This is a genomic window from Vannielia sp. SX4, assembly GCF_052828525.1.
Genome location: NZ_CM128247.1, coordinates 668,293 through 694,135, shown reverse-complemented (window position 1 = coordinate 694,135; position 25,843 = coordinate 668,293). Strand labels below are relative to the sequence as shown.

Below are 25,843 nucleotides of genomic sequence, written 5' to 3'. Positions count from 1 at the left end.
TCAGTCCACCAGAAGCTGATAGCCCTGCCCCCGGACCGACAGGATGCTCGACTGGCCATCGGCGCGCCGCCCCAGCTTCTGCCGCACGCTCGAGATGTGCACGTCGATCCGCCGGTCAAACGGTGTAAGCGGCTGGCCGAAGGCACGGCGCGAGATGTCCTGCTTCGACACCAGCTCACCGGCCTGTCGCGCCAGCACCTCCAGCAGGCTGAACTCGGTGCCCGTCAGGCTGATCGCCTCGCCATCCCACTCCGCCGTCCGGCTGCCGGGATTGAGCGTCAGCCGCCCCGCCCGGATCGGATCGCTCGCCGCCACCTCCTGCGGGCGCCGCACCCGCCGCAGGATTGCCCGCATCCGGGCCGAGAGCTCGCCGGGCGAGCAGGGCTTCGGCACGTAGTCATCCGCCCCAAGGTTGAGCCCGGCGATCCGGTCGGTGTCATCCCCGCGCGCGGTGAGCATCAGTACCGGCACCTCACTCTGCGCGCGGATGCGCTGCAGCACTTCGATCCCGTTCATCCGCGGCATCATGATGTCGAGCACGATCAGATCCACCCTTCCCTCCACCGCCGCCGCAACCGCCTCCCGCCCGTCAGAGGTGGCCGCAACCTCATACCCCTCGTCCGAGAGATACTCCCGAAGAAGGGTCGTCAGCTCCTAGTCATCATCGACCAGCAGAACCTTGATCACCTGCGTCATCCTCTGCGCGTTCGGCCCGTCCATAGCCTGTGAACACGGCCCCAAGGCCATGTTTTACCCAACTTTACACAAGCTTGACGGCGCTTGACATTCAACCGGCTAGAGATGGCTCCACCAAACGAGCCTTCCGCGAGCCCCACGTGCCCCTCCCCCGATTGCACCCTTTCCCACTATGGATGGCCCTCTCGCTTCCCGCCGCCGCCATCCTCACCGGGCTGGCACGCGGCGGCGGAAAGATCGGCTCCGCATCTGGCTACTCCGCCCGCGCCGCGACATCCCCACCGCAAAGGAAACCACATGAGCTTCGATGACAGGGCCTTCCGCCAGAAGGTCATCGTGATGACCGGCGGCACCAGCGGCTTCGGCGCCAAGGCGCTGGAATTGCTCGCGAACGAGCGCGACACCCGGATCATCCTCGGCGCCCGTGGCGAAGGTCGCGCCGTGCCCGCCGGGGTCGAGGTGCTCCCGCTCGATCTCGCCTCGCTGCAGAGCACCCGCGCCTTTGCCGCCGAGGTGCAGCGCCGTCTGGCCGGTGACGGCATCGACGTGCTCCTGCTCAACGCCGGGCTGCACGGCTCCAAGGCCGGTCAGGTCAGCGCCGAGGGCTACGGCCTCACCTTCGCCGTCAACCACCTCGCTCACTACCTCCTCGCCCGCCTGCTCCTGCCCCGCCTCGCCCTCTGCGGGCGGCTGGTGATCACCTCCAGCAACATGCACAACCCGCCCTTCAAACGCCTCGCGCCCAAGGAACTGGACCTTTCCGAATGGGCGCACCCCACGCCCGGCGGCGGCGGCACCGGAACGCGCGGCTACTGTGCCTCCAAGCTGTGCAACCTGATGACGGCGCAAACCCTCGCCCGGCAGCCGGACGTGGAGCAGCGCCGGATCGACGTAATCGCCTTCAACCCCGGCCTGACCGGCGGGGCGGGCGGCGGCGATGCCTCGCCCCTGCGCCGATTGGCGATCAAGGGCCTGACCCACACCCTCTTTCCGGCGATCGGCCTTTTCGTGCCCGAATTCAACATGAACACCCCCGAGCACTCCGGCAGGATGCTGGCCGATGTGGCCACCGGCAGGCTCTCTCCGCCCGAGGGCATCTATGTCTCGCTGGTGAACGGCTTGCCGACCTTCCCCGCACCGTCCACTCTGGCGCGGAACCTGAAGGCCCAGAACCGGTTGTGGAACGAGAGTGCAGAAATGGTCGGCCTGGATGATGCGCAGGGCATGGTCGTGCCGCGCAAGGAGAATTCACGATGACCGATGACGCACGCGGCACCGAGCCCGACAAGCTGACATTCCGCGACGAGCCCGGCTCGGCGCGGTCCAAATGGGTCGCCGGGCTGCTTGCACTCGCGCTGGTGGGCTGGATGGGCAGCGGTTTCATCCTGCCCTCGCCCGAGGAGGCCCCGCCCGAGACCGTCGCCGCTGGCGAGGCCGTCGCCGTGAGCGTCCGCAGCAGCCGGGCCGAACCCGTTACCAAAACCTTCAGCGCCGAGGGGCAGGCCCAACCTGACCGCCGCGCCCTGCTCCGTGCTCAGATGGCGGGCGAGGTCGTCAGCCTTTCTGCCGCCAAGGGCGAGGCGCTGGAACCGGGCGACGAGATCGCCCGCCTGAGCACCCGCGAGCTGGAGGCCCGCGTGCAGGAGGCCCGCCAATCCCTCTCCCGCGCGCAAGAAGACTTCGACAGCACCGAAACCCTCGTGGAGCGCGGGGCAGCCACCGCCGCCCGCCTGCGCGAGACCCGCGCCGCCCTCGCCGCCGCCGAGGCCCAGCTCACGCAGGCAGAGGAGGCGCTGGAGTCGGCTGTGATCCGGGCGCCCTTCGCCGGGCGGCTCGACCGGCTCGACCTCGAAATCGGCGCCTTCACCTCCGCGGGCGCCGAAGTGGGCACGATCCTCGATACCGACCCGCTGCGCATCGTCATTCAGGTGCCGCAACAGGCTCTCGCCCAGATCCGCGAGGGGCTGACCGCCTCGGTTACCTTCATCACCGGCGAGGAGCGCGAAGGCGAGATCGAATACATCAGCCGCGATGCCGAGACTGATACCCGCACCTTCCGCGCCGAGGTGACCGTGCCCAACCCCGATGGCGCCATCGCCTCCGGCCTCTCGGTGCAGGTCCGCATCCCAACCGGGCAGGTCACCGCCCATTTCATCTCGCCCGCCATCCTCTCTCTCAGCGAAGATGGCCGCCTCGGTGTCAAAACCGTGGGCGATGGCGATGTGGTCGCCTTCCACGAGGTCGTCGTCGAGCGTGCCCAGCGCGATGGCGTCTGGGTCAGCGGCCTGCCGGAGCGGGCGCGGATCATCACCATCGGGCAGGGCTTTGTCTCGGAGGGCGAAACCGTGGCCCCCGTGGCCGATGAGGATGAGGTCGCCGCCGCCGAGGTCGAGGCACCTGACACCAGCGCGGCGGAGACCGAGTGATGAATGCTCTGATCGACGCCGCCTTCAGCCGGACCCGCGTGGTGGTGCTGATGCTCATCGCCATTCTGACCGTCGGCGCCATCACCTATCAGGCCATCCCCAAGGAGAGCTTCCCCGAAGTCCAGATCCCCACCGTCTACGTCTCCACCTCGCTGGAGGGGATCTCCCCCGAAGACGCCGAGCGCCTGCTGGTCAAACCGCTCGAAACCGAGCTGGCCGCGCTCACCGGCCTCAACAGCATGACCGGCACGGCGGCCGAGGGTCACGCCAGCGTCCAGCTTGAGTTCGACGCGGGGTTTGACCCCGACACCGCGCTCGACAAGGTCCGCGAGGCGGTGGACCGCGCCGCAGGCGAGCTGCCCACCGACGCCACCGAACCCACGGTGACGGAGGTCAACACCGCACTCTTCCCGATCCTCACCGCCATCCTCTCTGGCCCGGTGCCCGAGCGTACGCTCAACGCGCTGGCCAACGACCTGAAAGACAGGCTCGAGGGCGTGCCCGGCGTGCTCGAGGTGGATGTGGCCGGCGAGCGGGTCGAGATGCTCGAGGTGCTGATCGACCCGACGGTGTTCGAAACCTACAACCTCTCCTTCACCGAGCTGACCAACCAGATCAGCCGCAACAACCTGCTCATCGCCGCCGGAGCCATCGAGAACGGCGCGGGCCGGATGGTGCTGAAGGTGCCGGGGCTGGTGGAGGATATCGGCGACATCATGGAAATGCCGGTCAAGGTCTCCGGCGATACCGTTGTGACCTTCGCCGATGTCGCCACCGTGCGAAACACCTTCGAAGACCCCGCCAGCTTCGCCCGCATCAACGGCCAGCCCGCCCTCGCGCTGGAGGTCAAAAAGCGCAGCGGTGCCAACATCATCGAGACCGTCGACACCGTGAAGCAGGCCGTCGCGGCGGCGCAGTCACAATGGCCCGACAGCGTCCAGATCAACTACATGCAAGACGAGAGCAAGCAGGTCAAAACCATGCTCTCCGACCTCGAATCCAACGTTATCGCAGCCGTGCTGCTGGTGATGATCGTCATCGTCTGGGCGCTCGGCCTGCGCTCCTCCATTCTCGTCGGCCTCGCCATCCCCGGCGCCTTTCTGGCCGGTGTCACCGCGCTCTTCTTCATGGGCTACACCATGAACATGGTCGTACTCTTCAGCCTGATCCTCGTCGTCGGTATGCTGGTCGACGGCGCAATCGTCACCGTCGAGCTGGCCGACAGGCTTCTGAGCGAGGGCCAGACCCCGAAGGACGCTTATGCGGCGGCGGCCAAGCGCATGGCCTGGCCGATCATCGCCTCCACCGCCACCACCCTCAGCGTGTTCTTCCCGCTGCTGTTCTGGTCCTCCACCGTGGGCCAATTCATGAAGTTCCTGCCGATCACCGTGATCTTCACCCTCTCGGCCTCGCTCTTCATGGCGCTCGTCTTCATCCCCGTCCTCGGCGGGTTGATCGGCAAGCGCCAGCCCCAGAGCGCCGCGCAGCAGGCCCAGATCGCCGCCGCCGAGCATGGCGACCCACGCCAGATGACCGGCGCCGCCGGGCTCTACGTGAGGGCGCTCGAATGGGCCATCCTCCGCCCCGGCCGCACCGTGATCTTCGCCGTGTTGGCGCTCTTCGCCTCCTTCCTCTGCTACGCCCAGTTCGGCAACGGCATCACCTTCTTCCCCGAGTCCGAGCCCGATTTCGTGCAGGTCGAGGTCCGCGCCCGCGACAACTTCTCCATCTACGAGCAGGATACCCTCGTGCGGCAGGTCGAAACCCGCCTGCTGAAATACGGCGAGCTGCGCAGCGTCTACGCCCGCACCGGCTCCAACCGGCAGGCCGACGAAGAGGTCATCGGCACTGTCCAGCTCGAACTGACGGATTGGGACACCCGCCGCCCCGCCGCCGAGATCGTCGAGCAGATCAGGGGCGAGATGCGCGCCGTCCCCGGCATCGACGTTCAGGTGCAGGTGCAGGCCGGCGGCCCCTCTCAGGGCAAACCGGTGAACCTCGAGCTTGTCTCGCGTGACAGCGAGCTGCGGATCGCCGCGGTGCAAGAGGTCCGCGCGGCAATGGAGCGGATCGGCGGCTTCACCGATATCACCGACACCACCCCCCTGCCCGGCGTTGAATGGGAGATCCGGCTGGACCGCTCCGAGGCCGCCCGCTTCGGCGCCGATGTCGCCCTGCTCGGGCAGGCGGTGCGGCTCCTGACCCAAGGCATCACCGTGGCCGACTACCGGCCCGACACCTCCGAGGAGGCCGTCGACATCAAGGTGCGCTTCCCCGCCGGTGACCGCTCTCTCGCCGAGCTTGAAAGCCTGCGCGTGCCCACCAATGCCGGGCTGATCCCGATCACCAACTTTGTCAGCTTCGCCCCCGCCCCGCGCAGCGGCACCATCAAGCGGATCGATCAGGAGCGGGTCACCACCCTCTCCGCCGATGTCTCCCCCGGCCTTCTGGTGAACGATCAGATCAACGCCCTGCGCGGCGCCATCGAGGCGATGGACCTGCCCGAAAGCGTCACATGGTCCTTCGCTGGCGAGGCCGAGGACCAGCAGGACGCGATGATCTTCCTCATCAGCGCCTTCATCGCCGCCCTGGGCATGATGGTCCTGGTGCTGCTGATCCAGTTCAACAGCTTCTATCAGGCCTTCACCATCATGGTCGCCATCGTCTTTTCCATCGCGGGCGTGCTGCTCGGCCTCACCGTCACCGGCAGGCCCTTCGGGGTGGTCATGGGCGGCATCGGGGTCATCGCGCTGGCCGGGATCGTGGTGAACAACAACATCGTGCTGATCGACACCTATAACGACCTCAAGCGCGCCGGCATGTCGCCGCTGGAGGCCGTTCTGCGCACAGGCGCCCAGCGCCTGCGCCCGGTGATCCTGACCTCCGGCACCACCGCCCTCGGCCTCGCGCCAATGGTGATCGGCGTCAGCGTCGACTTCTTTCGCCGCGAAATCGTCTACGGCGCGCCCTCCACCCAGATGTGGGTCGAACTCAGCTCCAGCATCGCGGGCGGGCTGGTGTTCGCCACCGCCCTGACCCTCATCGTCACCCCCGCCATGCTGATGCTCGGCGAAAAGCGCTCACGCCGAAGCCAGCGCCCGGAGGAAGCGCGCGCCGATCCTGCACCGACAAGCCCGGCACCATCGACCTGACAGGCACCGCCCTCATCAGCAGATCACCCTTCCTGCGGCTGGGCCAACCTGCAAATGTTCACCGTCTTCTCCCGCACCATGTCGGCGACGGCGGCATCGAAAGACTTGAAGTGCGCCGTCCCGACATGCACCCCGAACGCCGCTTCATCCGAATAAAGCTCGTAAAGAAACACCCGGCTGCGATCCTCCGTCAGGCAAACATCAAACCGATGGCACCCCGGCTCATCCTCCAGCGACCGGCGGGCGTTTTCCAACATCAACGGCAGAAACGCCTCCATCTGGCCCGCAGGACGCCCAAGCCTAGCTATCGATTTCCGGAAGAGTGTAGAGGAAATCGGCCATGCCCTTCGCTGCCGGTGCCTCATCTGGTGCGCGGCACGCTACTGCGACCCCGTCCACCCCGAGGTCCGACATCTGCCACGGCACGCCGCCGCCCCACAGCAGGTGGCCCTGTCCAATGATGCCCACCACCAGAGGCGGCTCTGGAACGCGCAGGGCCGCCACGATGCGGGTGGCGAAGGCACGATCCCAGACTTCCTGCGCGCGCAGAAATCGGTCGAAAGCCGGATCTTCGGGGCCGGTTGCCTTGCGCCCCGGAGGGCCGCCGCCGGCCAGATCGAAGATGTAGCGGCGGTATGGCATCGGAGAGGGGCGGGCCGGCGTGAGCCCTTCGCGGTCCGCCTCGGCGACGGCCTCCCATCCACCGGCGCCAACCTCCCGCACCAGTCCGCGCCGGCAATTGAGCCCCAGCATCGGCACGCCCGCCTCGCGGCAAAAGCGGAAGAGCGGCATGTAGAGGTCTGGCGGAAAGCCCCAGACCTCGCCCCACTCGGCCTTCGCGAGGAAAGCCTCTTCACTCAAGCCGCCCCCCACCCACTCGGCCAGCACCGGGTCAAGCCGGGCGGGGAACATCTCGAAGCCCATCACGATGGGACGGTGGGCCAGCAGTCCGGCGGCGACATGAAGCTGCCAGCGGTGAATGTCGGCGCGATCGTGGGTTTCGCCAAGCAGCACGGCGGGCGCACCGGCCAGTTCGGCGATGGCCTCGGCGTGGGGCACCGGGGCGGCGCTACCCGGGTGGAACCAGCCCGCACCTGCCGTGCTCATGCGGTGCCCTTCGGCATCACGCTGAGGCCAGTAGCTTCGCCATCAGGCCCCAACGCATGAAAGCCCCCATCGCGCTCTTCCCAGTCGCTCACGGCACCGGCCTTCAGATGCAGGTGGAAGTTCTCGGTCATCACGTTGGCGAAGCCCATCGCGGGCTTTACCTCGGCGATCACGCCCTCCCAGCTCTGGGTGCTGCCCGGCATCCTGTGACAGATCTCCACCGGACGACCCTCGGCGCGCATCTGCTCCAACAGGGTGAAGCCGGGGTCGGTCTCAAGGCTCTCCGCCTCTCCTCCGCCCTGCTGTCCTCGGGCTGGTCCTTCCTCGGCGGGGAGGGTGCTGCGGGCGACAGCCTCCAATCCTGCGAGAAATCCCGGTGCTCCCTCCATACTGACCACCCGGATCACGGGGGCACCATCGGCGCGGTTGAAGGTGAGCGAGGGGAAGATGCGGCCCTGGAACCCGGAGGAGGTATCGAGCACCGCCTCGGTAACCTTGCCGGGGTCGATCAGGGCGGTGTGCGCGCCGCCTGCCACCGAGATGCCCGCGGCATCTGTAGAGACCGCCTCGATCGGGCCGATCCGCTCGTGGGTGGCGCCGTTGCCGCGCAGTACGAGCATAACCTTGCCCGCTCCCCTGAGCCGCTCAAACAGTTCTCCCGCACCAGCCTCAAGGCGCCAGCGGCCTTTCTCGATGTCCTGATCCGGGGTGTCGTCAATCATGGTGTTTGCCTTCCTGTAAGCTGGGTTGCGCCTCACCGATGTGCCACTGGCCGGTAACCTCCAGCCCCTCCGGTGCTCGGTGGGCGATGCAGAGGATCGTGGTGTCCGGCAGCTCCTGGCGGAGCAGGGTGAAGAGGTGGGCCTCGCTGGCGGCATCGAGGGCCGATGTGGCTTCGTCCAGCACAAGCCAGGCCGGGCGATGTAACAGCACACGGGCCAGTGCGAGGCGTTGGCGCTCGCCGATCGAAAGGCCCTCGGTAGCCTCGGCTCCTGTGCCTTTGTCCAGTGCTGCCATCCGGTCGGCGAGACCAAGCCGTTCCAGCACATCACGCAGCCGCTCGGGCGGCACTTCGGACGGGTCCATCGGGTAGCAGGCCGCCTCGGCCAGTCCTTCCTCGGAGAGGTGCGGGCGCTGGGGCAACACCATCAGTGGCGCGGCGGGCCGCTCGATATGGCCCTCGCCATACCGCCAGAGGCCGGAGAGCGCGGCAACGAGCGTGGTCTTGCCCTGGCCGGAGGCACCCGTGATCCAGATGCGATCTCCCGGGCCGATCTCGGCATCCGGCACCGGGGCGAGCCAGCGGCCATCGGGGGTTGCGAGCGCGAGCCCCGCCGTGCGCAGCCGGACATCGGCGCTTTCGCTCCGAGTGATGCCGGTGGGCACGCCTTCCACGGGCGCGGGGGCGCGGGCATTCCGGAACATCTCGTCGAGCCGCTGCGAGACCGCAACGAACTGCGCCAGTTGTGGGTAGTTGAAGATGAACCAGCTAAGAGTCGTGGTGACGCGCATGAAGGCAGAAGAAAGCTGCATCAGCCCGCCGAAAGTGACGGAGCCGGCGAAATAGGCGGGCATGGCAAAAAAGATCGGCACCCGAAGCACTGTCTGAAAGTAGGGCCGGGTGAAGAGCCCGAGGATCAGCTCGCGGCGGATCAGCCGGAACCAGTTCTGCCGAATTCCCTGAAAGCGCCGATCAAGCCGCCGGCGCTCGGCGGGGGCGCCTTGGGCCTGCGCGATCTCACTGGCGTTGTCGCGCAGCTGGACGAGTGCATGACGAAAGTCCGCCTCTCGCCGCTCCTGCCGGAAATATAAAGATTTCAGCGGCTTGCCCATGTAGTGGGTGATCAGAGAGGAGACCAGCACGTAGATGAAGGCTGCCCAGACCATGTAGCGCGGAATCTCGATGCCGAAGCCGAAGAGCGAGAAGCTGAGGACGAAGTCGGTCAGCGACCACAGGATGGTGACATAGGTGATAATCCCCGCCAGCCGCCCAACCAGATCAAGCGTAAGGGAGAGCAGGAGCGAGATGAAACTGCGGCAATCCTCCGCCACCCGCTGGTCGGGGTTGTCGATGCCCTCCGCCGAGAGCCCCGGTCGCAGGTGCCAGAAGGCATTGCCGGAGGTCCAGGCATCCAGCGCCTCGCTGGTGAGCTGCTCGCGCCAGCGCAGCAACAGCAGATTGCGCAAGTAGTCGCTGGCCAGAAAGATCGCTGCCGAGCTGCCGACCAGCACGAAGAAGAACCATAGCTCCCGCAGGGCAGCAGGCAGGTCGAGCTGTTCAAGCGCGTCGTAAAAGCGACGCACCCAAGAGATCATCTGCACATCGACCCAGAGGTCGACGAAGATGAGCGCCAGCACCACCGCAAAGAGCAGCAGCCCCACCCAAGCGCGCGGGCCGGAGCCCGCACGCCAGGCGAGGCGCCATATGCGCCTCAGGACGGTGCCCACGTCAGAAGGTCATGTCAAAGCTTATGGCAAAGGTGCGACCCGGCCCTGTCTGCAATTCGCGCGGGCTGGCCGAGGCAATGGCGGCGTTGGATGGCGACACAGCGTAGTTGGTTGCGCCGGCTGTAAAGTAACGCTCGTCGAAGACGTTGTTGACCGACATCCGGAGGAAGCCGTTGTCGACGACCTCCCAGTTTGCATGCAGGTCGAGCACCGCGTAGCCCTCGGGCTTGAAGTCATTGTCTCCGGCGGTCTCCTTCACATCGCCCGCCATAGTCAGCACACCTTCCAGCAGCAGCCGGGGCTCCGCGAACTCATGCGCCAAGGACACGGTGGCCATGATCGGCGGCAGGGTGTGCGGGGTTTCCTCCGCACCGGGAGAGACCTGTTGCGTGCCTTTCTGCCAGGCGGCCGAGACCGCCATCGAGGTAGCTTCGTTGAAAGCCCAGCCTGCGCTTGCCTCAATACCCCAGACGTTCACCACCGAGATGTTGCGATAGGTGTAATCGTTGGTGCCCGGCGGGTTGTAAAAGCTCTGGATGAAGTTGGAGTAGTCGGCCTTGAAGGCGTTGACGGCGACAAAGCCCCGCGGCTGCTCATAGCGAACGCCAAGCTCGTAGCTCTTCACCTGTTCGGGCTCGAGGTCGGGCGCTGGCACCAGATCAAAGAAGCTGCCGGGCAGCGAGGTATAAAGCTGCTGCGCCGTGGGCATCTTGAAGCCCTCGCCGTATTTACCCCAGACCGACCAGTTCTCGTTGATCCGGTAGAGGGCTCCGAGGCTCTTGAGCAGCGCCTCGTGCTCACGCACCCGAGGCTCCGAGCCCGCGACCTCTTGGTAATCCCCGTCAGGGCGCGGATCGATCTTGTAGGTGGCAAACCGCAGGCCGGGCGTCAGCTCAAAGGCACCGTCGCCAAAGCTGATACGGTCTTCGATGTAAATGTCGGCCCGGGTGGTGGTCGCATTGGCAAAGTTGAAGCCCCCGGCTACGGCGGTGGTATCGGTGCCTTGCGTCAGGTTGAAGGTGTCGACCCGGCGGTAATAGTCGGTCTGGGCGCGGTCGCCGTCGAAACCGAAGATCACCCGGTGTTCGGCGGCGCTGGTGCTGAACTCGGCGGTGGCCTGCACGTCGAGCTCCAGGAAATTCTCGGTGAAATGCAGCCGCTCCCGCTCGCGGATGCCGTCACCCGCAGCGCTTGTGGCCAACTCGGTGCCTCGGCGATCGTAGCTGTGCTCGGAGGAAGAGAGCGTGGTTTTCAGCTCGGTGATGACTCCGCCGGCAGGCGCCCAAGTGTGCTCGACGGCTGCGCGATGGCGGTACTGATCGAGGAAGCGCTCCTTGTTCTCGATGATCTCGCCGGTCGGCAGACCAGTGATGCTGGAGAGCACCGGGCCGAGGGAGGAGTTCTGGTCCACCGTGGTGTCACGGTCGAGCATATCGAGGGTAAACTCGAAGCGATGCTGGCTGTCCGGCGTCCAGACGAGCTTGCCCAGAGCGCGGGTCGACGAGATGTCGGTCGGGTCCAATTCACCGCAGGTGGACGCGCCGTAGGCCTCTACCTCACGCGGGCAGCCCCAGCTGCCGCCATCGTCGCGCGCATTAGAAAGTTCAGCCTCGTGGCCGGAATCGCGGGCCACGCCGACCAGCAGTTGCAGGTCATCCGAGAAGCGCTGACCAAAAGTGAGCAAGGCGTTGGTGTTGCTGTCGAAGCTGTCATAACCGCCCTCCACGCGCACGGCCCGGTCACGCCCCTGAAGCAAGTCCTCGGGATCAATCGTCTCGAACGCCACGAGCCCGCCCAAAGCGTCGGCCCCCCAGAGCACCGAGGCCGGGCCGCGCACGATCTCGGCCTGCTTGGTGAAATTCAGATCGACGTAATCGCGCGTGCCGTCCTGGATCGCTTCCGCCATCCGTGAGCCGTCCACCTGAATCGCCACACGGTTCCCGCCGACGCCACGTATCGTGAAGCCGTTGAAGGAGTTGAACGGATCCGTGGTGTTGGTGCCGCGCCGCACGGTCACGCCCGGTTCGCGCCGCACCAGCTCCTCCATATCGGTGATGTGTCGGTTTTCCAGTTGCTCGTCGTCGATCACCGTGATGTTGGCGGGCACATCGAGCTGCTCATCCCCCGCTCGATCGGTGGTCACGATGATCGGCTCAAGCAGCGTGGGTTCCTGCTGCTGTGCTGTGGATGGGTGATTGAAAAAGGGAACGATTGCACAGGCAATCGCAGTCGTCTGAAGGAAACGCGGCAAGTCAGCCTCCTTTGCGTAATGAGGAACGCTGGCTGCTGAAGCTTGCGGGGAGTCCACGCGTTGCCCGACTGAACGAGCATCGCGATCAAAATCGTCCTTAAGACGCATCACCGAACAAGTCAATGACAGGTAACGTGTTAACCACCGACACGACTGCAGTGGGTCATGAGGCGATCAAGAGAACTGCTAAACGCATGATTTGATGGATCGAAACGAGCTACGTAGTTCGAGGAACAGACGAGATTTGACAGGCTGGCAACGGCGTTACGCGTCGCCAAAATATCCATTCATCGGAAGATCCACCGCAGAGGCCGCCTTACAAATCCCCCGGACCCAAGGGTGATTTCCGCAACCCGGCATACCACACCGGCATCAAATATCAGGAAACGCTTGGTAGCGGAGGAGGGACTTGAACCCCCGACACGCGGATTATGATTCCGCTCTGCCCTCTGATAGTAAAGCGCTATTTTTCAAAATGGGGCATAACTGGCGCTATAGATATCAATAGGTTGCGACGTATCTGCAAAACGCAACGGCTGCCCTGCGACATATCCCACGCCCGTTCATTATGCACTTCGTCGCCCCTCCCCCGAACGAGTAAACGCATCCCGTGAGTTGCCTCGCTATAGCTGCATACACGGCGGCTTGCGTCCGCCGCTCAACCTCCACGGACACAGCGATATCATGACCTACCATTCTCCCTACGACACCAACGCCTCACGCTATCTCTCGAAAAAGGAACTTGCACGCCGGTTGCGCGAGTTCGAATTTCACTACTTCGTCACGCTGGCAACAAACCATAACTCGCTCTCAGAGCACGCGATGCGACACCGGCTTAAAAAGTGGGACGCCAAGATGAACCGCTTCCTCATCGGCTCTAAATGGGTCGAGCGTCCTGACGAACGTATGGTATGGTTCGCGTTCTTGGAGAAAGCGCACGTCAACCCGCACTGGCACCTCATCGTGCAACTCGATAGCCCCCAGTCATCTGGTGTCGCCCATCGCCAGAGCGGCTTTGAAATCCGGTGTAAGACGACGTGGAAACGCTTGATTCCCGCGGGAGATGCCGATGTGAAAGTATTTGATTCTCCGGGTGTTATCGACTATGTTACTAAGGAGCTTTGGTCCGCCGAAAGCTTCAGCAACTTCATCGTCTGGAGCGAGTTTCGGAACAGGTGATCGAACGCGAGAGACCGCAGGGAACGCCGCGGGCTGTTAGCGTTGCACTTGAAAGCCGGCAATCTATCGGACGTGCTGCTGCTGGAAGAAACCAGCGGCAGTCTGATGTATTTGTAGAATCGAATACTCGCCCGACTGACTCAAACGTCTTCGCTTAAGCCAGCTCGAGCCGACCGGAGGGAGGCTCGACGGAGCGAGACGAGGCCGAAGGCCGAGTTGAGTGAGTATATATTTTGGTCATAGGCATACCCACCGCACCCCCAATGTAGCCGTCGCTATAGAGAATGCATGAAACGTCGCAGCGTGCGACGGCTACGTTGGATAAGACCTTGAAACGCACCCCTTACGAACATTCCCGGCTCGCTCAGTTGCTCGACCGGCAGATCCTGAAGCTAAAGCCTAAGAAATCACAGCGTGACATCGCGCTCGAAGCAGGCTTCCGAAACGTGAATATGCTCTCGATGATCAAGTCCGGCGCCTCCAAGCTCGCCTTGGACCGCGTGCCGGCGCTTGCCGCGGCGCTCGAGATTGATCCGCGGCTGCTCCTTCGGCTCGCACTTGAGCAGGAGGGCCTCGAGACGAGCAGCGCCGCGATCGACGATGTCCTCGGCACCGTCGTGAGCTTGAACGAGCAGGAGTGGGTCAGAGAGATCCGTGAAGCCTCCAATCACAGCGACCCCCGGCTGACAAGCCGCTCGCGGGCGGCTCTCCGCGCAATCTTCGGAGTGTAGAAATGAGCACCTTTAAACTCCCCGATACATCGACAGACCTCTCCCCGGCTGAGATCGCGTGGCTGACGTTTCTGCGCGATCTCTACGGGGGTGATGTAAAGGAGCCGACACTAGCGGCTGTGCAGGCGTTGCGGCTGGCGATCTTGAGCGGTGGAAGATCAACTGCGTCGCTCAGTGATGAGCGTCACCCTTAGCCATTGCGAGATGATGCGCTTGGTGGTGAGCGCCCGTAGCCAGAAGTCCGAGAAAGCCGAGGGCGTGAACTCGGGGCACATCTCCGGCTGCCTCGGCTTCAACCCGCCAGATGAGACCGTCGCTGTCCTCTATGACTCGCGAGGACCAACCGGTTTCATTCTCGAGGACAGGCGCATGAGCGCTCACGAGGCGTCCAACGGAAGCGAGAGATCGCGGCACGTCTATCTCGATGCCGGTCGCAATGAGGCGCTGTTCCGGTTGCGGGCCGCGCGCCACTGTCTCCATGTCGAGAAGGTGCTCGCGTAAATCGTCGAGGTTGACGAGGCTCCAGTCGGTGTCCGGATCCGCGGCGAGGATAGCCACGATCTCCGCGATCGCACCGAACACGTCATCTCCGGGCAGCGAAGGTGCGGATGGCATGGCGTGGTCATGGCTAATCTGTGCCGTAGTCGGAGCGCTGGCAAGTAGAAGAACGAGAACGGTGGCTGGCAGCCTCATGGCGGATCTCCCTGTCATCATGGATGCCCAAGCTATCTCCGGTCGCGACACCGGGATATGATCGGGATCATGTCGTCTTTTCTTGAGACCCTTCGCGCTTCGATCCCCGACTCAGCCGCTCGGATGGTGGCTCTGAAGGACGGCGCCTTGCTCTTTCGACAAGGCGACCGCCCGAGCTGGCTCTACGCGATCGAGTCCGGACAGGTGGATCTGATGCGGAGGACCGCTGCGGGCAGCGCAGTGCGGCTCCACTCGGCTCTAGCAGGAGAGGTGGTTGCCGAGGCTTCTCTCTTCTCGGAGGCCTATCACTGTGACGCGGTCGCTACCCAGCCCCTGCAGGCAATTGCCTTTGACCTGGGCGCGGTTCGCGCCGCCTGTCAAGGAACGCCGGACCTCGCTATGACCCTGGTCCGGCATCTCTCGATGGCTCTTCGCGATGCACGGCGCCTTGTGGAACTGCGCTCAATCACGCCGCTAACGGAACGGCTGCTGGCTCGTTTGAGCGAACTGGCGGATCCCCACGGGCATTTACCCGCTGATCTGCGAATGGTCGACATCGCCCGCGAGATCGGCGCGAGCCCCGAAGCGACATACCGCGCGGTGAGTTCACTGGAGGCCTCAGGAAAGGTCGAGCGCCCGGCGCGCGGTGTCGTGTGGCTGGCTCTAAACGAGCGAAAAAAGGGCAGCGAAGCTCCCTCTTGACCTTCCAGTGACTGGAAGGACTACATGTCCTGTTCATCAGCAAGTCCACCGGAAGGGACTCACCATGGACAGCCCTCACACACACGCTCAAGGCCATGACCACGACCGCGAGGCCGTTACCCGCGACCCGGTCTGCGGCATGACGGTCGATCCCGCAGCCGGGAAGCCCAGGGCGGAGCACGACGGCCACAGCTACCATTTCTGCTCCGAGGGCTGCCGCGCCAAGTTCGTCGCAGACCCGGAGGCCTATCGCACAGCCAAGGACCCTGTCTGCGGCATGACGGTGGAGCGCGCGAGTGCCGCGCATATGGCAAAACACGAGGGGCAGAGATTCTACTTCTGCTCGGCGCGGTGCCAGGAGACGTTCGAGGCGGAGCCGGAGACCTACCTCGGTGACCGCCCGCCGCCTGCGGCCATGCCGGAAGGCACGCAATACACCTGCCCCATGCACCCCGAGATCGTGCAGGATCATCCGGGCGACTGCCCCAAGTGCGGCATGGCCCTTGAGCCGATGACACCGAGCGCCGACTCCGGCCCCAACCCCGAGCTCGTGGACTTCAAGCACAGGCTGTGGATCGCCGGACCGCTGGCGCTGGCCGTCTTCGTGCTGGAGATGGGCGCGCATCTCGGCCTGCCCTTCGCCGACTGGATCGGCCATGGCGCCTTCGGCTGGGTGCAGTTCGCACTCGCAACGCCCGTGGTCTGGATCTGTCGCCCGTTCTTCAAGCGAGGTTGGGCCTCGATCGTCAACCGTTCGCCCAACATGTGGACCCTGATCGCCCTCGGCACTGGAGCGGCCTATGTGTTTTCCACCGTCTCCCTGCTGGCTCCCGGCCTGCTTCCCGAGCAGGTGCGCGACGACATGGGTATGGCGCCGGTCTATTTCGAGGCAACCGCAGTGATCCTGGTGCTGGTGCTGGTGGGGCAGGTCATGGAACTTGCGGCCCGCGAACGCACCGGCGACGCGATCCGCGCCCTGATGGACCTCGCGCCCAAGACTGCGCGCCGGGTGAACGGCGACAAGGAAGAAGACGTGCCACTCGACGCGCTGACGACCGGCGACATCCTCCGGGTCCGCCCCGGCGAAGCGGTGCCGGTTGATGGGGTGGTGACCGAGGGCCGCTCGTCCGTCGATGAAAGCATGCTCACCGGAGAACCGGTGCCTGTGGAGAAGGTCGTGGGCGAAGAGGTGACGGGCGGCACGCTGAACAAGACCGGAAGCTTCCTGATGGAGGCACAGGGCGTGGGCGAGGACACTACGCTCGCGCGGATCGTGCGCATGGTCGCCTCCGCGCAGCGCTCGCGTGCACCGATCCAGGCGATGGCTGACCGGGTCTCGGCCTGGTTCGTGCCCGCCGTCGTGGCCGCCGCCCTGCTGGCCTTTCTGGCCTGGTGGATGCTCGGCCCCTCGCCGGCCCTCTCCTATGCCTTCGTGGCCGCCGTCTCGGTGCTGATCATCGCTTGTCCCTGTGCGCTGGGTCTGGCCACGCCCATGTCGATCATGGTGGCCACCGGGCGCGGCGCGAATGCGGGCGTGCTGATCCGCGACGCCGAGGCATTGGAACGCTTTGCCAAGGTCACCGCGCTGATCGTCGACAAGACCGGCACGCTGACCGAGGGCAAGCCGACCCTGACCGACGTGGAGGGGGCCGAGGGTGCGTCAGAGGGCGAGATCCTCGCGCTGGCGGCGGCGCTGGAGCGCGGCTCCGAGCACCCGCTGGCTGAGGCGATCGTTACCGGGGCCGAAGAGCGCGGGGCCGAACGCCTCGCCAGCAGCGACTTCGAGGCGATCACCGGCAAGGGCGTGACCGGCACGGTCGATGGCCGCCGGGTCGCCCTGGGCAACGCGGCAATGCTGGCCGATCTCGGTGCCGAGCCCGGCGCGCTGGCTGACAGGGCCAAAGCTCTTCAACACGAAGGCAAGACCGCGATGTTCGTGGTCGTCGATGAAAAGCTCGCTGGGCTGGTGGCTGTGGCCGACCGGATTAAGGAGACCACCCCCGAGGCCATCGCGGCCCTGCACGACCTCGGGCTTCGGATCATCATGGCGACCGGCGATGCCGAGGCCACCGCCCAGGCCGTGGCAGGCAAGCTCGGCATCGACGAGGTCCATGCCGAGGTGAGCCCCGAGGACAAGAACGCCTTGGTGCGCCGCCTAAAGGAAGAGGGCTTCTCCGTTGCCATGGCCGGCGACGGTGTGAACGACGCACCTGCCCTGGCCGAGGCCGACGTGGGCATCGCCATGGGCACCGGCGCTGACGTGGCGGTGGAGAGCGCAGGTATCACGCTGGTCAAGGGAGATTTGGGCGGCATCGTGCGCGCCCGGCGGCTGGCCGAGGCGACGATGCGTAATATCCGCCAGAACCTGTTCTTCGCCTTCGTCTACAACACCGCCGGCGTGCCGCTCGCGGCCGGGGTGCTCTACCCGCTGATGGGCGTGCTGCTCTCGCCCATCGTGGCGGCGGCGGCGATGAGTCTGTCCTCCGTCTCGGTCATCGGCAACGCGCTGCGCCTGCGTGCGACGCGCCTCTGACAGGCCCTGCGGCAGGCGGCGGTCACTCCCCCGCCTGCTCGCCCTCCAGATCCTCGATCAGCGCCTTCATCTCTGCGATCTCCCGCTCTTGCGCTTCGATGATGCCGTCGGCCAGTTCCCGAACGCGCGGATCGGAGAGGTTGGCGCGGCCGGACGTCATAATGGCAATCGAGTGGTGCGGGATCATTGCGCGCATGTAGCTGACATCGTCGACGGTCGTCTGCGACCGAACCAACCAGAGCGACAGCGCGAAGACGCTCGCCGCTCCGGCGAAAATCGCGATGTTGGCGGCTTTGCTGCGATACATCGACAGCATGAAGGCAAGCATGACAATGGCCATCACCGCCCCCATCAGCAGCGCCATGTAGAGCCGGGTTTCAGAAAAGGTGACGTGGTCGAATGCGTAGGTATTGAGATACATCAGACCGAACATGATCACGGTGGACGTGGCGATCATCGCGGCGAATCTTGCGTAGGACATTGGGCGCGGCTCCTTTCTTGTTGCGGGAGCCCAACGTCGAACCGAATGGATCGGTTCACCGACTACCCGACCTCGTCTGCGCTCAGACCCCAGCAGAGGTTGACCCGAGCGTGCACGGTCCGCATGATACGAGGCCTGAAGGAGGCAAGTTCGTGCGGCATTTCCTGATCGCGTTGGCACTTATGGTGGTGGGCCTCGTGGCTCTGCCGAGCCCGGCCGATGCGCACGACATGGCACATGGGGTTGAGTGCGCTGACTGCGCGTGGCTGTCGGCCGACGTCGAAGGCAGCGGAGAGCATCAATGCCATCATGGCAGCCACGGAGTCACTGCCAATTTGACGGGCTCGACAGCGGCGCCGACCCCCATGCAACTCGCCGGGTCGACCGGTCGAGTGACCGACAGCGTCACGGGACCTTCGCACGCGCCCCAGACGGATCTCCCGCCACCACGCCTTTAATCCTGACGAAACTGCAAAGCAGGCCATTTCGGCCTGCACAGCGTTACTGCGCGACCAACAATCGCGCCTCTCAGGACACTAAATATGAACAAACTCCTCCCGGTTGCTGCAGCGGCCGCCATAGTTGCAGGTAGCGTGTGGTATCTGCTGGCTTCGAACGAGGAAGACACGGCTAACCTCGCTGATCCTGCGCCAGGCGCCCCCATCGTCGAAGTCACCGTGCCCGCCGAATTGTCGCCAGAGGCTGCCTTGGGCCAACGCGCCTTCGATGCGACGTGCGCGGCCTGCCATGGTGAAAATGCGTCTGGAAAGATGGGCTCTGGGCCGCCTCTGGTGCACAAGATCTACGAGCCGTCTCATCATGGCGACATGGCTTTCATCATCGCAGTGCAGCAAGGCGTCCGCGCCCACCATTGGCCGTTCGGCGACATGCCCATGCAACACGGCCTGACGCGAGCCGATGTGCTCTCGATCGTCGACTATGTTCGCGAACTCCAACGTGCCAACGGGATTGAATGAAATGCGCAGTCGCAGGTTGACGCGTCGCGGCTTCTGCGCCGGGATCGCCGCCTCAGGCATTGCCGTGGCCCGTCCGGCACGTGCTGCCGGGCCGGAGTTGCTCAGCACCGAGGTAACTGAGCTGCAACTCGCGCCGGAGGGCTATGGCCCGACCCAAGCCTGGACCTACGATGGCCAGCTTCCGGGTCCGGTGCTGCGACAGCCCCAGGGGAGCCGCCTTGTGAGGCGGCTCGAAAACCGCCTTCCTGTGCCGACGTCGATCCATTGGCACGGCATCAGGATCGACAACGCGATGGACGGCGTCGCCGGGCTCACGCAGGATCCGGTCCCACCCGGTGGACAGTTCGATTACGCCTTCGACCTGCCGGACGCGGGCACCTACTGGTATCACGCCCACACCAACTCCAGCGAACAGGTCACCCGCGGCCTCGCAGGCGCTTTGATCGTGGACGAGGCGACGCCACCCGACATCGACCGCGATGAAGTGCTGCTGCTATCGGACTGGCTTCTGGACCCCGAGACGGGGGCGTTCCAGGAGCCGTTCGACCATCCGATGCTGCGCAGCCATGGCGGCCGGTTCGGCAACCTGATCGGCACCAACGGGCGCTTCAACTTTTCCAGCGAAGTGCGACGGCACGAGCGGATCCGGCTGCGCCTCATCAACGGCGCCACGGCGCGCATCTTCGGGCTGCGGCTGGACGGCCTGACCGGCTGGACGGTTGGGCTGGATGGCATGCCCTTGCTTCAACCGGAGCAGGTCACCAGTGAGCTTGTCCTCGCCCCGGCGCAACGGATCGACCTCATCGTCGATGTCACGGCGGGCGTCGGGGAGACGGCGGCCCTTCTCCGGATTGATGATGACGAGAGCGGGCGCCCTCAGGCGCTCTTCCCCGTGGTTGGCGCTTCCACTGCCACCCGGCGTCCCGCTCCGTCTGCGCTTCCACCCAACCCCGGAATGGAGCTGCCCAACCTGACAGGAGCGCGATTGCTCGACATGCCTATGGCGGGCGGGGCCATGGGCGGACTTCGCAGTGCGCGCTTCGAGGGCGCCGATCTCGGGTTTCGCGATCTCGTGCAACGCGGTCAGTTCTGGTCACTCGCCGGACAGGTCGGCATGGCCGAACGCCCCTTCGCCAGCCTGTCGCGCGGCGAGACGGTGCGGATGAAGATCACCAACGACACCGCCTTCCCGCATGCGATGCACCTGCATGGCATGCACTTTCGCGAGGTGCGTCAGGACGGCGGCTTCGGTCCAATGCGGGATACGGTGCTCAGCCTGCCCGACCAACCGCTCGACATTGCCTTCACCGCCGACAACCCCGGCAAGTGGCTGTTCCACTGCCACATGCTCAATCACGCCGCCTCGGGGATGACCACCTGGATCGAGGTCGCCTGAGGCCGCAACCCACACGCAATCAAGCAAAAGGACAACAGGATGCAGACATACAAGATCGCAATCGCCCTGATCGCCATTGGAACCACCGCGCTGGCCCATGGCGGGGTGAAGAACAAGGACGTGCTTGCCCGGATGGAGGGGATGACCGCCCTCGCCGATCAAGTGAAGGTCATCGGCCGGATGATGAAAGGCGAGGCTGCGTTCGACGCAGCGGCCGCAAATGCGGCACTCCAGGCCATCTCGGATGAAGCGGAGTCGATTCCTGCACTCTTTGAGACCGAAGCGCAGGATCCGAAGTCGGAGACATTGCCGCTGGTCTGGGAAGAGTTTGATGATTTCGAGCAGCAAGCTCTGAGGCTGGAACGGAGCACAGCCGAGCTGTCAGGGAGCATCTCTGATCCTGCCGACCTTCGACCTGCGATGAAGGCCGTCTCGGCAGCCTGCAGCGGTTGCCACGAGGTCTACAGAGAGTGAGCGGTGGTTCCCTGTGGCCGCGCAACTAGGCCGATGAAATCTGCCGCGTTTTTGCACCTTTGCGGTCTGTTGTGGCCGCTCACGGGATTGAGAGTTGCCGGTAAAAGGGTGGAAAGGTATGGCATGGGTATGAACGATTTGGCGCGGACATTTTTGGCAGCTTGCCTCGTGGCTCTTGTCGCGATGTCAGTCCTCCTGACACCGGCCAATGCCACTGTGATGATCGCCTGTGATACGCCGGATACCTCTCTCCAGGTGAGCGCGGAGGCGCACGGTCATGGCGCGTCACATGGTGATACCGCCCACACAGAAGCCGCGGACACTTCCGGCAGCACGCACACGCACCCCGAGGGGCATTGCGCCAGCCACTCTTGCGTGGTGGGCGTGTCCGTCGCTCAGCACGGCGCGACCGCATCGCTAACCCTCCTCGGCACCGAACAGGCAGTGCTTACAGGTTCACTGGTGGATCAATCCGCACCAGAAGGGCTCCGCAGGCCTCCGCGCGCCTGATCATTCCTTGTAATGGGCCAGCTCAACGGAGCGGCCCGGAATGATCACAAACAAGCGCGGAAAAACTATCCATGAAAAAGTCCTTTGCGGCCCTCGTGCCGCTCGCTCTTGCGGCCTGTGCGCCTCTTGAGCCCCTACCTGCAGGCGCCGAGCTGACAGGCTCGACCGCTGTCGCTACCCCCGCTCCTTCGGGCCCCACAGTCGGCTGGGCAGGCTACCGGGTCCGCCCGCCTGAAGACTGGCGCGGCGTCAACGACGCACAGACGGGGAACTGAACATGAAAGTCAGAGTGATTGCACCCGTCGCGGTGCTCGGGCTGCTAGCGGCCTGCGCCGACACGGCCACTATCGGGCGCGTCAGCGCGCCGAGGGCAGGGTTTGCTGCCGTGCAGGCCCAGACGGGGAAGGCCAACGTCGGCACCCCGGCCTGGCAGCTGAGCACCGCTGAGATCGCCGCTGCCGAGGCGCAGAGCAAAGGCCTCTTGTCCGGCAAGACCATCAGCGCGGAAACGGCCGTCAAGGTGGCGCTGTTGAACAATCGGGGGCTTCAGGCTTCCTACGCGGAGCTAGGGCTCGCGGCTGCTGATGTATGGGAAACTGCTCTCGGGCCGGTCCCGAGCGTGGGCGTTTCCGTATCCGGCTTGGCTGGAGACGTGTCCCGGACACTTGAGGCCACCCTGCTCACTGCAGTGCTCGATGCCGTCACGGCAAAGCCGCGGACAAAGGTCGCCGAGTTGCACTTTCGGCAGGCCCAGCTCGCGGCCGCCGGCGAGACCATCGCCCTTGCCGTCGAAACCAGGCGCGCCTGGATCGAGGCAGTCGCGGCCTTCGAGGCCGCAAGTCTGACGGCCCGCACCCAGAACGCGGCCAATGCCGCCTCCGAGCTGGCCACAGAGCTCGGGCGCACCGGCGCGCTCGGTGCCGCCGATCAGGCCCGCGAACATGCCTTCACCGCCGAGGTCGCTGCCGAACTGGCCGACGCGCGGCTCGAGGCGCAACTCGCCAAGGAGCGTCTCGCGCGACTGTTGGGTGTCTCGCTTGGGCAGGTCACCTTCTACGTCCCTGACGCCCTCCCCGGCCTGCCGGGCACTCCGCGCTCGCGCAACGACATCGAGCGCCTCGCCCTGCAGAACCGGCTCGATCTGGCCTCCGGCCGCCTCGAGCTGGAGGCCATCGCCGCAGATTACCGCCTCAAGGGTCAGACCAGGGCGGTATCGGATGTGGCCATCATGGCCGGCGCCGAGGTGGAGCGCGAGGGCGGCGAGACCGAGGTGAGCCCGGTGCTCGAAGTCGAGTTCGAGATCCCGCTCTACGACACCTCCAAGCTTACCTCGCGGCGCGGCGCGCTGACCTATCTCAAGGCGGCCAACAGCCTCGCCCAGACCGCCACAGATGCCCGGGCCGACGCACGCATGGCTCATATGGCGGTCACCGGCAAGCATGCCGTGGCACGGCACTGGCGCGATGCTGTCCTGCCGCTCCGCCGCACCATCGATACGGAGGCACTCAAGACCTACAACGGCATGATCTCCTCCACATTTGAGCTTCTGGAAGACGCACGAGACGGACTTGAGGCGCAGCTCGGCGCCGCGGAGGCGAAGCGCGACTACTGGCTCGCCGAAACCGAAGTGACCGCCGCGATCTGGGGCAGTGCCCCCGGCGTAGGTGGTGATGAAGAAGGAGAAGAAGAATGAACCGCAGACAGCTTCTCGGGGCGGGCCTGACCGCAGGCGCAGGCGCCATCCTTGCCAAGGCGGGAAACGCCGAAACGCGCTTCCGCGACCTTCCTGAGGCCGCCTTCACCGACAGCCCCTACACCCAGGTCCCGCCACGGCCGACGGATCGGTTTGACTACAACCCGGTCGTCACCCTCAACGGCTGGTCGCTGCCGTGGCGGATGAACGGTGACGTGAAGGAGTTTCACCTCGTCGCGGAGCCCGTCGAGCGGATCATGGCAGATGGCATGATTGCCAGGCTATGGGGCTACAACGGCCAGTCCACCGGACCCACCATCGAGGCGGTCGAAGGTGAGCGCGTGCGAATCTACGTCACCAACCGCCTGCCCGAGCACACCAGCGTGCACTGGCACGGGCTGATCCTGCCGTCCGGGATGGACGGCGTCGGCGGCCTTTCCCACCCCGGCATCCCTCCCGGCAAGACCTTCGTCTACGAGTTCGATCTGACGAAGTCGGGCACCTTTATGTATCACCCGCATGCCGATGAGATGGTGCAAATGGCAATGGGCATGATGGGCCTGTTCATCGTCCATCCGCGCGATCCGGCCTTCATGCCGGTCGACCGCGACTTCGCCTTCCTCCTCGCCGCCTACGACATCGATCCGGGCACGGCCGTGCCGCGGATCATGGAGATGACAGACTTCAATCTCTGGACGTGGAACAGTCGGATCTTCCCCGACATCGACCCTCTGGTGGTGTCCAAGGGCGACAGGGTGCGCGTGCGCTGCGGTAACCTCACGATGACCAACCACCCCATCCACATGCATGGTTACGACTTCCACGTCACATGCACCGATGGCGGCTGGGTGCCGGAAAGCGCGCGCTGGCCGGAGGTCAGCATCGACATCCCGGTGGGCGCGATGCGCGCCTATGAGTTCGACGCCGTGCACGAGGGCGATTGGGCAATCCACTGCCATAAGTCGCACCACACGATGAACGCGATGGGACACGAGATTCCCACCTTCATCGGCGCCGACAAACGGCGTCTCACCGGCATGATCCGGCGCCAGCAGCCCGGCTACATGCCGATGGGCACCGCCGGCATGGCCGACATGGGCGAAATGTCGATGGAGATCCCCGACAACACCGTGCCGATGATGGCCGGCTGGGGGCCGCACGGGCCGCTTGAGATGGGCGGCATGTTCTCTGTGGTGAAGGTCCGCGAAGGCATCGCACCCGGCGACTATTCCGACCCCGGCTGGTTTGAGAACCCTCCCGGCACCCAGGCCTGGGAATGGACCGGCAGCTTGCCGGACCACGCCAGCAAGACTGGCCCTGAAACCCAAATCCCCCCGCGCGGCCATGTCCGCCGGGGCTGACCCCAAGAGCAGCAACAAGGAGATATGCTCATGAAGACCATACGACCAACCCTCGCCCTCGTTCTGGCCAGCGCCCTGGCACCCCTCTCGGCCATGGCCGACGGCACCCACGGAGGCGGCCACAAGATGATGCTCGGAGAGCCCGGTCACGGCCAAGCCACGCGCACCGTCAAGGTGGTCATGACGGAGGATTACGAAGCCGAGAATGTCTACATCTTCGACCAGAAGGAACTGAGTTTCTCGGCTGGGGAGACCGTCCGCCTCGTCATCGTCAACGAAGGCGAGGAAGTGCACGAGTTCGTCATGGACACCGCCGAAGCCAATGCCGAGCACAAGGCGCTCATGGAGAAGTTTCCGGAGATGGAACACGACGATCCCAACGCCGTCCGGCTCGAGCCCGGCGAGGAAGCAGAGATCATCTGGACCTTCGGCGAGGCCGGCACCTTCGAGTTCGCCTGCCTCCTGCCCGGCCACTACGAGGCCGGGATGCACGGCCCCCTGACCATCAACTGAACCTGACGGAGAAACCTCACATGAAACTCGCATCCATCACCGCAGCAATCGTGCTCGCCGCCACCACCGCCTTCGCCGAGGGTGATCACCCGATGGCCACCGGCATCGTCACCAAGGTCGACAGCCAATGGAACAAGTTGACCATCGACCACGGCCCGCTGGAAACCCTCGACATGCCCGCCATGAAAATGGTCTTCGTCGTCGCCGATGCAGCGATGCTCGACGGCCTGAGCGAGGGCACCGAGATCCGCTTCCTGGCGGATCGGGTGAACGGCAAGCTAACTGTGACCGAGCTCGAAGTCGAGTGAGGTGACGGCTGCGCGCCGGGTGACCGGCGCGCAGCGACGTTATCGGGACACACAAGATGTAGATTGGCGTGCTCCCGGCGTGGATCGAGGCGAAGTGCCTGTGGCGGGTTTCCCGGGGCAACTTTCGGGGTTGCGCGAGACCTGAGAGGTAAACATCGAGGGAAACATTTATGTTTACCTGAGCATTTTAGTGGGAAACCTTTTCGGCGCAT

The 25,843-nt window shown here is 65.0% G+C and carries 21 protein-coding genes and 1 pseudogene; 15 read left to right on the top strand and 7 right to left on the bottom strand.

All coding sequences use genetic code 11. The features are described from left to right. Positions 1 to 651: a response regulator gene (locus ACUXVX_RS03490; RefSeq protein ID WP_446311502.1), complete on the bottom strand. Its 651-nt coding sequence runs from the start codon at positions 649 to 651 to the stop codon at positions 1 to 3. A gap of 342 nt (positions 652 to 993) precedes the next feature. Here ACUXVX_RS03490 and ACUXVX_RS03485 point away from each other — a divergent pair, with 342 nt between their 5' ends. From ACUXVX_RS03485 to ACUXVX_RS03475, 3 genes are read left to right on the top strand one after another with little or no spacing between them, the layout of a single operon-like run. After that, the gene (locus ACUXVX_RS03485; RefSeq protein ID WP_446310386.1) at positions 994 to 1,953 is read left to right on the top strand and encodes an SDR family NAD(P)-dependent oxidoreductase; all 960 of its coding nucleotides are present in this window, start codon (positions 994 to 996) and stop codon (positions 1,951 to 1,953) included. Continuing rightward, entirely contained in the window at positions 1,950 to 3,122 is a 1,173-nt protein-coding gene (locus ACUXVX_RS03480; protein WP_446310385.1) for an efflux RND transporter periplasmic adaptor subunit, read from the top strand. Before ACUXVX_RS03485 ends, ACUXVX_RS03480 begins: the two co-directional genes overlap by 4 nt. Next, a complete protein-coding gene (locus ACUXVX_RS03475) occupies positions 3,122 to 6,274 on the top strand; it encodes an efflux RND transporter permease subunit (protein ID WP_446310384.1) in 3,153 nt (1,050 codons plus the stop codon). Before ACUXVX_RS03480 ends, ACUXVX_RS03475 begins: the two co-directional genes overlap by 1 nt. 23 nt (positions 6,275 to 6,297) lie before the next feature. On the opposite strand, the gene ACUXVX_RS03470 is transcribed toward ACUXVX_RS03475, so the two are convergent. From ACUXVX_RS03470 to ACUXVX_RS03450, 5 genes are read right to left on the bottom strand one after another with little or no spacing between them, the layout of a single operon-like run. Beyond that, the gene (locus ACUXVX_RS03470; protein ID WP_446310383.1) at positions 6,298 to 6,552 is read right to left on the bottom strand and encodes a putative quinol monooxygenase; all 255 of its coding nucleotides are present in this window, start codon (positions 6,550 to 6,552) and stop codon (positions 6,298 to 6,300) included. A 22-nt stretch (positions 6,553 to 6,574) separates the two neighbouring features. Beyond that, complete coding sequence (locus tag ACUXVX_RS03465; protein ID WP_446310382.1) at positions 6,575 to 7,381, bottom strand: ChaN family lipoprotein; 807 nt, start codon at positions 7,379 to 7,381, stop codon at positions 6,575 to 6,577. Then, the gene (locus ACUXVX_RS03460; protein WP_446310381.1) at positions 7,378 to 8,103 is read right to left on the bottom strand and encodes a hypothetical protein; all 726 of its coding nucleotides are present in this window, start codon (positions 8,101 to 8,103) and stop codon (positions 7,378 to 7,380) included. The genes ACUXVX_RS03465 and ACUXVX_RS03460 overlap by 4 nt, the downstream gene beginning before the upstream one ends. Further along, complete coding sequence (locus ACUXVX_RS03455) at positions 8,096 to 9,829, bottom strand: ABC transporter ATP-binding protein/permease (RefSeq protein ID WP_446310380.1); 1,734 nt, start codon at positions 9,827 to 9,829, stop codon at positions 8,096 to 8,098. The genes ACUXVX_RS03460 and ACUXVX_RS03455 overlap by 8 nt, the downstream gene beginning before the upstream one ends. 1 nt (position 9,830) lies before the next feature. Next, positions 9,831 to 11,972 carry a TonB-dependent receptor domain-containing protein gene (locus tag ACUXVX_RS03450; protein ID WP_446310379.1) on the bottom strand — a complete coding sequence of 714 codons (2,142 nt, stop codon included), beginning with the start codon at positions 11,970 to 11,972 and terminating at the stop codon, positions 9,831 to 9,833. A gap of 792 nt (positions 11,973 to 12,764) precedes the next feature. Between ACUXVX_RS03450 and ACUXVX_RS03445 the strand changes: the two genes are divergently transcribed. The 5 genes from ACUXVX_RS03445 to ACUXVX_RS03425 all read left to right on the top strand — a co-directional run bounded on the left by ACUXVX_RS03445 (position 12,765) and on the right by ACUXVX_RS03425 (position 17,918). Beyond that, positions 12,765 to 13,259 (top strand): hypothetical protein, encoded by a 495-nt coding sequence (locus ACUXVX_RS03445; protein ID WP_222495943.1) that lies wholly within the window; start codon positions 12,765 to 12,767, stop codon positions 13,257 to 13,259. 317 nt (positions 13,260 to 13,576) lie between these two features. Continuing rightward, complete coding sequence (locus ACUXVX_RS03440) at positions 13,577 to 13,990, top strand: XRE family transcriptional regulator (protein WP_446310378.1); 414 nt, start codon at positions 13,577 to 13,579, stop codon at positions 13,988 to 13,990. Positions 13,991 to 14,167: 177 nt separating this feature from the next. Further along, the gene (locus ACUXVX_RS03435) at positions 14,168 to 14,491 is read left to right on the top strand and encodes a hypothetical protein (protein ID WP_446310377.1); all 324 of its coding nucleotides are present in this window, start codon (positions 14,168 to 14,170) and stop codon (positions 14,489 to 14,491) included. Between the two features lie 249 nt (positions 14,492 to 14,740). Further along, positions 14,741 to 15,385 carry a Crp/Fnr family transcriptional regulator gene (locus ACUXVX_RS03430; RefSeq protein ID WP_446310376.1) on the top strand — a complete coding sequence of 215 codons (645 nt, stop codon included), beginning with the start codon at positions 14,741 to 14,743 and terminating at the stop codon, positions 15,383 to 15,385. A 64-nt stretch (positions 15,386 to 15,449) separates the two neighbouring features. Continuing rightward, positions 15,450 to 17,918 carry a heavy metal translocating P-type ATPase gene (locus tag ACUXVX_RS03425; protein WP_446310375.1) on the top strand — a complete coding sequence of 823 codons (2,469 nt, stop codon included), beginning with the start codon at positions 15,450 to 15,452 and terminating at the stop codon, positions 17,916 to 17,918. A 43-nt stretch (positions 17,919 to 17,961) separates the two neighbouring features. Here ACUXVX_RS03425 and ACUXVX_RS03420 read toward each other — a convergent pair. After that, a pseudogene (locus ACUXVX_RS03420) lies at positions 17,962 to 18,399 on the bottom strand (DUF305 domain-containing protein); the annotation flags it as partial. 542 nt (positions 18,400 to 18,941) lie between these two features. On the opposite strand from ACUXVX_RS03420, the gene ACUXVX_RS03415 reads away from it, so the two are divergent. The 7 genes from ACUXVX_RS03415 to ACUXVX_RS03385 all read left to right on the top strand — a co-directional run bounded on the left by ACUXVX_RS03415 (position 18,942) and on the right by ACUXVX_RS03385 (position 25,631). Next, a complete protein-coding gene (locus ACUXVX_RS03415) occupies positions 18,942 to 19,376 on the top strand; it encodes a c-type cytochrome (RefSeq protein ID WP_446310374.1) in 435 nt (144 codons plus the stop codon). A gap of 1 nt (position 19,377) precedes the next feature. After that, positions 19,378 to 20,772 carry a multicopper oxidase family protein gene (locus ACUXVX_RS03410; protein WP_446310373.1) on the top strand — a complete coding sequence of 465 codons (1,395 nt, stop codon included), beginning with the start codon at positions 19,378 to 19,380 and terminating at the stop codon, positions 20,770 to 20,772. A 39-nt stretch (positions 20,773 to 20,811) separates the two neighbouring features. Next, a complete protein-coding gene (locus ACUXVX_RS03405; RefSeq protein WP_446310372.1) occupies positions 20,812 to 21,246 on the top strand; it encodes a c-type cytochrome in 435 nt (144 codons plus the stop codon). Positions 21,247 to 22,033: 787 nt separating this feature from the next. Continuing rightward, positions 22,034 to 23,449 carry a TolC family protein gene (locus tag ACUXVX_RS03400; protein WP_446310371.1) on the top strand — a complete coding sequence of 472 codons (1,416 nt, stop codon included), beginning with the start codon at positions 22,034 to 22,036 and terminating at the stop codon, positions 23,447 to 23,449. Beyond that, positions 23,446 to 24,810, top strand: coding sequence for a multicopper oxidase family protein (locus ACUXVX_RS03395; RefSeq protein ID WP_222495952.1), 1,365 nt, complete (start codon positions 23,446 to 23,448; stop codon positions 24,808 to 24,810). Before ACUXVX_RS03400 ends, ACUXVX_RS03395 begins: the two co-directional genes overlap by 4 nt. A 30-nt stretch (positions 24,811 to 24,840) precedes the next feature. Continuing rightward, positions 24,841 to 25,323: a cupredoxin domain-containing protein gene (locus ACUXVX_RS03390; protein WP_446310370.1), complete on the top strand. Its 483-nt coding sequence runs from the start codon at positions 24,841 to 24,843 to the stop codon at positions 25,321 to 25,323. Between the two features lie 20 nt (positions 25,324 to 25,343). Next, the gene (locus ACUXVX_RS03385) at positions 25,344 to 25,631 is read left to right on the top strand and encodes a copper-binding protein (protein WP_222495954.1); all 288 of its coding nucleotides are present in this window, start codon (positions 25,344 to 25,346) and stop codon (positions 25,629 to 25,631) included. Positions 25,632 to 25,843: the final 212 nt, after the last annotated feature.

What these genes read in the sequence shown, in the direction of transcription:
- ACUXVX_RS03485 (WP_446310386.1), top strand. Translation starts at nt 994, where the DNA reads ATGAGCTTCGATGACAGGGCCTTCCGCCAGAAGGTCATCGTGATGACC.
- ACUXVX_RS03480 (WP_446310385.1), top strand. Translation starts at nt 1,950, where the DNA reads ATGACCGATGACGCACGCGGCACCGAGCCCGACAAGCTGACATTCCGC.
- ACUXVX_RS03475 (WP_446310384.1), top strand. Translation starts at nt 3,122, where the DNA reads ATGAATGCTCTGATCGACGCCGCCTTCAGCCGGACCCGCGTGGTGGTG.
- ACUXVX_RS03470 (WP_446310383.1), bottom strand. Translation starts at nt 6,552, where the DNA reads ATGGAGGCGTTTCTGCCGTTGATGTTGGAAAACGCCCGCCGGTCGCTG.
- ACUXVX_RS03465 (WP_446310382.1), bottom strand. Translation starts at nt 7,381, where the DNA reads ATGAGCACGGCAGGTGCGGGCTGGTTCCACCCGGGTAGCGCCGCCCCG.
- ACUXVX_RS03460 (WP_446310381.1), bottom strand. Translation starts at nt 8,103, where the DNA reads ATGATTGACGACACCCCGGATCAGGACATCGAGAAAGGCCGCTGGCGC.
- ACUXVX_RS03445 (WP_222495943.1), top strand. Translation starts at nt 12,765, where the DNA reads ATGACCTACCATTCTCCCTACGACACCAACGCCTCACGCTATCTCTCG.
- ACUXVX_RS03435 (WP_446310377.1), top strand. Translation starts at nt 14,168, where the DNA reads ATGAGCGTCACCCTTAGCCATTGCGAGATGATGCGCTTGGTGGTGAGC.
- ACUXVX_RS03430 (WP_446310376.1), top strand. Translation starts at nt 14,741, where the DNA reads ATGATCGGGATCATGTCGTCTTTTCTTGAGACCCTTCGCGCTTCGATC.
- ACUXVX_RS03425 (WP_446310375.1), top strand. Translation starts at nt 15,450, where the DNA reads ATGGACAGCCCTCACACACACGCTCAAGGCCATGACCACGACCGCGAG.
- ACUXVX_RS03415 (WP_446310374.1), top strand. Translation starts at nt 18,942, where the DNA reads ATGAACAAACTCCTCCCGGTTGCTGCAGCGGCCGCCATAGTTGCAGGT.
- ACUXVX_RS03410 (WP_446310373.1), top strand. Translation starts at nt 19,378, where the DNA reads ATGCGCAGTCGCAGGTTGACGCGTCGCGGCTTCTGCGCCGGGATCGCC.
- ACUXVX_RS03405 (WP_446310372.1), top strand. Translation starts at nt 20,812, where the DNA reads ATGCAGACATACAAGATCGCAATCGCCCTGATCGCCATTGGAACCACC.
- ACUXVX_RS03400 (WP_446310371.1), top strand. Translation starts at nt 22,034, where the DNA reads ATGAAAGTCAGAGTGATTGCACCCGTCGCGGTGCTCGGGCTGCTAGCG.
- ACUXVX_RS03395 (WP_222495952.1), top strand. Translation starts at nt 23,446, where the DNA reads ATGAACCGCAGACAGCTTCTCGGGGCGGGCCTGACCGCAGGCGCAGGC.
- ACUXVX_RS03390 (WP_446310370.1), top strand. Translation starts at nt 24,841, where the DNA reads ATGAAGACCATACGACCAACCCTCGCCCTCGTTCTGGCCAGCGCCCTG.
- ACUXVX_RS03385 (WP_222495954.1), top strand. Translation starts at nt 25,344, where the DNA reads ATGAAACTCGCATCCATCACCGCAGCAATCGTGCTCGCCGCCACCACC.